This window comes from Bradyrhizobium manausense, from assembly GCF_001440035.1.
In the GTDB taxonomy this organism is placed as follows: domain Bacteria; phylum Pseudomonadota; class Alphaproteobacteria; order Rhizobiales; family Xanthobacteraceae; genus Bradyrhizobium; species Bradyrhizobium manausense.
In genome coordinates, this window is sequence record NZ_LJYG01000089.1 from 4462 (window position 1) to 9222 (window position 4761).

Here is a 4761-nt window from a genome sequence, read left to right on the forward strand (position 1 = left end):
CGGCGGGCAATGTAACCGTCACTTGCACGAGGACGGGATCGTATCCCTACCGACAAATATCCTGCTCCGATAGCGGCCAAAGCTTCGGAAAAGCGCTCGGGAACTAACAGCGTTCACTCGGCGCGGAGCTTCGGTCCCGCGCTCAGAGGCCCGCCAGTTCACGCTGGCGGGCCCCTACTCCATAACCTCGTATTCGAATGCCACGCCCTCAGGGTCGTTCTCTTCGAACCATTTCTCTGCGGCGTCGGGTCGCGAATAGCTTGATGTGATCTTTATCGCCGACCTGCTTGGCGGTGTTGACGTATACGAAGATGGTCATTGGTCCCTCTTCAGTTTGCGCCGGCCCCAATGCGGCTCTTGTGACCGAACTCCAAAACAGGGCTCGAGAACGTGTAATAAGATTCAAGCCTCGCATGCGCGGCAGGAATGGCGAAGAGACGACCCCGGCTTCAGGGGACTTTTGGGGGTAGGCCGGGGCCGCTCCGCCAGCCCGACGGGGGACTAGCGAGACTCCCAAGACGAGATGCCGGCCATTGTTCCTACTCGCGCCGGGGCTTCCGAAAGGCGCCAAAAGAAAGGCCCAAGTCGTTGTTGGCAATGGCGGAACGATACCGACGATCGCAGCCCTCTTAAGTAGACAGCAAGAAACCGTTCTCGATGCCCGTTTGCGCACGTTCAGCTGCCAGGCGAGGCACGACCGGCCATCGCGACGGGCCCCGTATTCCTGATCGGCTGACCGTCTTGGCATGTCGGCCGAACTTTAGTCATTGCAGTGCCCCCACCGCCGGCTTACGACACCGGAATCCTAGTGCCAACCGAAGCGGCAGCAGCCCAATGGACGGTCTCTTACCAATTATCGAAGTCACGAAACCCGTGTGATCTTGACGGCAGTCAACGTGCCCGACTTTGTCACACGTATAAATGCTTGATCACCAGCCGGCGGAGTGTCGTGGTAGCCCACGATTGCCACGGTTGATTCCTCAGTCTATTTAGGAGACGATCATGCATCAACTCATTCGCGGGGCCGCAATCGCCGTGGCGCTTTTTGGTAGCGTAAGCTTCGCCGCCGCCCAGCGGTCGTCTGGCGAGGTTCACCCCGATTTGACGGCAAGTCAGCAGCAGACCGTCAGCCAGGGGCTCGCATCTTCGCCTTCACAGCCCGCGCCGTCTGGCCAGCAACCGCAGGTTGGCAGCAAAGTTCCCGATGCCATGTCAGCGCAGTCGGTGCCGAGCAACGTCACCGATCAGGTTCCCGAGACAAAGAATCTTCTCTTCGTCAAATTGCCGGACCGGATCGTGCTGATCGATCCCGACGACAAGCTCGTCACGCAGATCGTCATGGAAAGCACCACGACGGATTCGAGCACAACCGATACAGGCGGATCGACGACCAATACCTCGGACCGACCTTCTCGGTAACGATCCGCAGCTAGATTGATCTCATCGGACGTCGCGCACTGGTGAGGAAAGAGTCCCTTAGCATTCTCTGGGAGTTGCAAGCTGCCGAGGACGAGCTGATTGGTAAGACCGTCGTTGTGACCGACGGCAAAGCTGGAACGATTGGTCATGTCCATCTCGACGAAGTGCACGGACTTCGCATTTCGATCGCAGGGCATGAAGGTGAATGGCAGATTTCAACCGTCAAGCTCATCCAGAACTGTTGGCGCGAGCATCAACTTAACCGACAACGGCGCGCGGTTGTTTGCGTGCCCGTTAGTTCCGCCAATGGGACGGACCGGTTGGTTACCCCGCGGTGATAGTCTGCAATGACTACCCTGCAGCATCCGGAGAAGCAGCCCATGACCACCAAACCTTTGGCCTCGCTCAGCGGATCGAGGCCCTCGCCGGAGAGATCGACCAGATCGGCGAAAAGGAAACCAACTGCCAGCACCTCATGAGCGTCCCCGGCATCGGAGTCCGCTGATCTCGATCGACCTGGTGGCGCCATCGGCACCGGTGAGGCATTCGAGCGCGGACGCTTGTCGCAACAAACGATTGCGCGCATTGCGAAGTCGTCCATCATCGCGCGAGTGCTGCGAATATGACTTCGGTCGTTGTCGAGTTCATATAGCCCCTGAGAGGTGAACAACCTGTACGCCACGGCGGCAGATCGTAATTTACGGCCGACGCACACCTCTGCCGGCATTCGTGAGGCCCGAAAAGCTGTGTCACACCGATCGCAGTGGCATGCCGTCGTATCTTCTGGGTCGTCAGTAGTCCAAGAACTAGTTGCGAAAGTGCGCGCTCTCATGCGGTCGTGCCGTCGATCGAGCGGCGGATCACCCGCTGCACCTCCGCGTTCGATAGAAACAGATCGTGATTGATGATGCCCCAGCCTTCCTGGGACGCATCGACCACGCGCACGCCGAGCCTCTGGATGACAGCTTTCTCGGCGGCGCCGACCCTGGTCATTCCTCCAGCAATTTGTCCCGACAGGGCAAGGGCGCGATCGTTCGTTGCGGCGATCACGGTGATCTTGCCGGCAAGCGGACCGATGCGCTGGATCGCCGACGAGAACACGTCCATGTCGATGTCGGGCGCGGCAAACACGACCGTGCCGATCTTGCCCGTCACGGTGTCGCCGTATCGCGCATAGAGCTGACGCAGGCTTTCGAGCGTCAGCATGGTTCCCATGCTGTGTGCAACGATATGGACACGGCCGCCGCTTGGACTCGACACGAGGGACGAAAGCACGCGCTCGAAATCATCGCGGGACCACATCGCGCTGTCGCGGTCATAGGCATAGTCGAACAGTCCGGCCTTGGAGGGCCAGGAGAACACCATGGTCCGGCCGCGGAACTTGATGCCGTCGGAGAGATGGGCAGCATCGAGCACGGCCGTTTCGAACGTCTGCTTGAAGCCGTGCACATAGATCAGCACGTCTCCTCCCCCGCCGGTCTGCGCAACGAGATCACCGATGTCGGCCTGCACCGGTTCGATCTGATCGAGGCGCCAATCGCCCAGTCCGACCGAGGCGAGCGAAAGTCTGCTTTCATCCGGCGCCACCAGCGTTGCCCGCGCGACCGTCATCGTGGTCGCGCGCTCAGGCCCGAACCAAGGCTTCGTGCGACCACCCTTCACGGGCTTGCGTGTGGTGGTGATGAGCAATGTGGGGTCGACGAAGAGGGACGACGCGTCGTAGGGCGCGCCGGTCGCGCCCAGGCCAGCGCATCCGCCGAGCGCGAGAGCGCTGCCCGCCGACAAAAGCCCGCGCAGGAGCGCGCGGCGCGAGGGAGCACGATGAGAGCGGCGTTGCAGAGGATATCGGACGATCACGCGGAACCTTCGGGAACTTCGGCCCCCAGCCGCCCCGCCTGCCTCCCTGAATGACAATCCGGGCGAGAAGGCGGCGGAGCAGCTTCGTGGCAGGTCGCAGTCAGGGGCCTTCGCCGGCTGGCTCTGCGGTGTGGCGAAGTTCCGGCACCGGCGTGGCGGTTGCCCTCAATGATGGGGAGACTTTGAAGCAGCGAGAAACGCTGCTCAGTGACTCCATGGTCTGCGCCTTGCCGGTGTGAAGGGCTAGGCTCGCTGCAATTGCTTTTGGACCGGATGTTAGTCCGAGAGCCTTTCTTCAGGGCCAGTTCTTTTTGACCGAAAATCAGGTCCGGACGCCGGTTTTTGTTTTCTCACTGCACCTTACTTACATCACGGTATAGACTTACGCTGAGCCCTGCTCGCGAGATGGCTAAGCATTTTTAGATCCTGCGCAGCGCCTCTGCTCTTTATCCGCCAACGCTTTACGGACGTCGCCCGTAGCTCCAACGAAGGACCGCCGACGCTTATCTGCGATGAATTTTTCTTGATCTCCCGATGCACACGTCCTGCCCACGCCGGCTTCTAACCGATTGAAAAACTTCAGCTCTCGCTCCAATCCATCAGCGGCAAGTTTGAGCTAACTCCAGCAAGCGTGGTCCGATTGGAACCAATCAAAGGAAGGTTGGTCCGCGAGTTACAACAACCACTTTCGACGAACGTCTGGCTAGACAGCCTTTGTGAGCGCTCCATCAATGATGAGATTGGTGCCGGAGATGCGGCTCGCAACCGGGCTCGCCAGGAAAACGACGCCGGCCGCGACTTCCTGCGGCGTGCCCATGCGTCCGGTCGGGTTGAGCGACATCGCCGTCTTGTAGAGATCCGGCATGCCGCGCTCGATGTTCTGCCAGATGCCGCCTTCGAAATAGGTGTTGCCCGGCGACACCGCGTTGACACGGATGCCCTTGGCGATCAGCTGATTGCTGAGGCCCTTGGCATAGTGGATCAGGGCCGCCTTGAAGGCGCCGTACGAGCCGGCGGCGAAATCGACCTCGAATCCCGACACGCTCGAGACGATGATGATCGAAGCCGATTTCGACTTTTCCAGATAGGGCACCGCGGCCGCGACCGAATTGACGGTATGCATCATGTCGGTGCGGAACGATTTCTCCCAGGTCTCCGGGGTGTCGCCGACCGCCAGCGCGCTGACGTTGCAGACGATGATATCAATGCCGCCGAGCTCGGCAGCGGCCCCGTCGATCCAGCCCTTCAACGCGACGGGATCGGCGACATCGACCGCCCTGCCCCACGATTTGACGCCTTTCGCCCCGAGGCCCTTCACGACACTGCCAACCTCGTCGGCATTCCGGGCGCAGATCGCGACGTTGGCACCCTCGGCCGCGAACAGCTCGGCGATCGCAAGCCCGATGCCCTTGCTGCCGCCGGTCACAAGCGTGCACTTTCCCTTCAATCCGAGATCCATGGTCGCCTCCGTTGCTGGTGCGGCGG

Annotated in this window: 4 protein-coding genes; 2 read left to right on the plus strand and 2 right to left on the minus strand. The window is 60.7% G+C overall.

Translation table 11 applies throughout. The features are described from left to right. Positions 1–1002 precede the first annotated feature (1002 nt). Together AOQ71_RS20790 and AOQ71_RS45990 are read left to right on the plus strand one after the other, a co-directional pair. Complete coding sequence (locus tag AOQ71_RS20790) at positions 1003–1419, plus strand: hypothetical protein (protein WP_057750205.1); 417 nt, start codon at positions 1003–1005, stop codon at positions 1417–1419. A gap of 41 nt (positions 1420–1460) precedes the next feature. Beyond that, the gene (locus AOQ71_RS45990) at positions 1461–1757 is read left to right on the plus strand and encodes a hypothetical protein (protein WP_063958274.1); all 297 of its coding nucleotides are present in this window, start codon (positions 1461–1463) and stop codon (positions 1755–1757) included. A 490-nt stretch (positions 1758–2247) separates the two neighbouring features. Here AOQ71_RS45990 and AOQ71_RS20800 read toward each other — a convergent pair whose 3' ends face one another. Together AOQ71_RS20800 and AOQ71_RS20805 are read right to left on the minus strand one after the other, a co-directional pair. Further along, positions 2248–3276, minus strand: coding sequence for an alpha/beta hydrolase (locus AOQ71_RS20800; protein ID WP_083514372.1), 1029 nt, complete (start codon positions 3274–3276; stop codon positions 2248–2250). Positions 3277–3979: 703 nt separating this feature from the next. Then, entirely contained in the window at positions 3980–4735 is a 756-nt protein-coding gene (locus AOQ71_RS20805) for an SDR family NAD(P)-dependent oxidoreductase (protein ID WP_057750209.1), read from the minus strand. Positions 4736–4761 lie beyond the last annotated feature (26 nt).

What these genes read in the sequence shown, in the direction of transcription:
- AOQ71_RS20790 (WP_057750205.1), top strand. Translation starts at nt 1,003, where the DNA reads ATGCATCAACTCATTCGCGGGGCCGCAATCGCCGTGGCGCTTTTTGGT.
- AOQ71_RS20805 (WP_057750209.1), bottom strand. Translation starts at nt 4,735, where the DNA reads ATGGATCTCGGATTGAAGGGAAAGTGCACGCTTGTGACCGGCGGCAGC.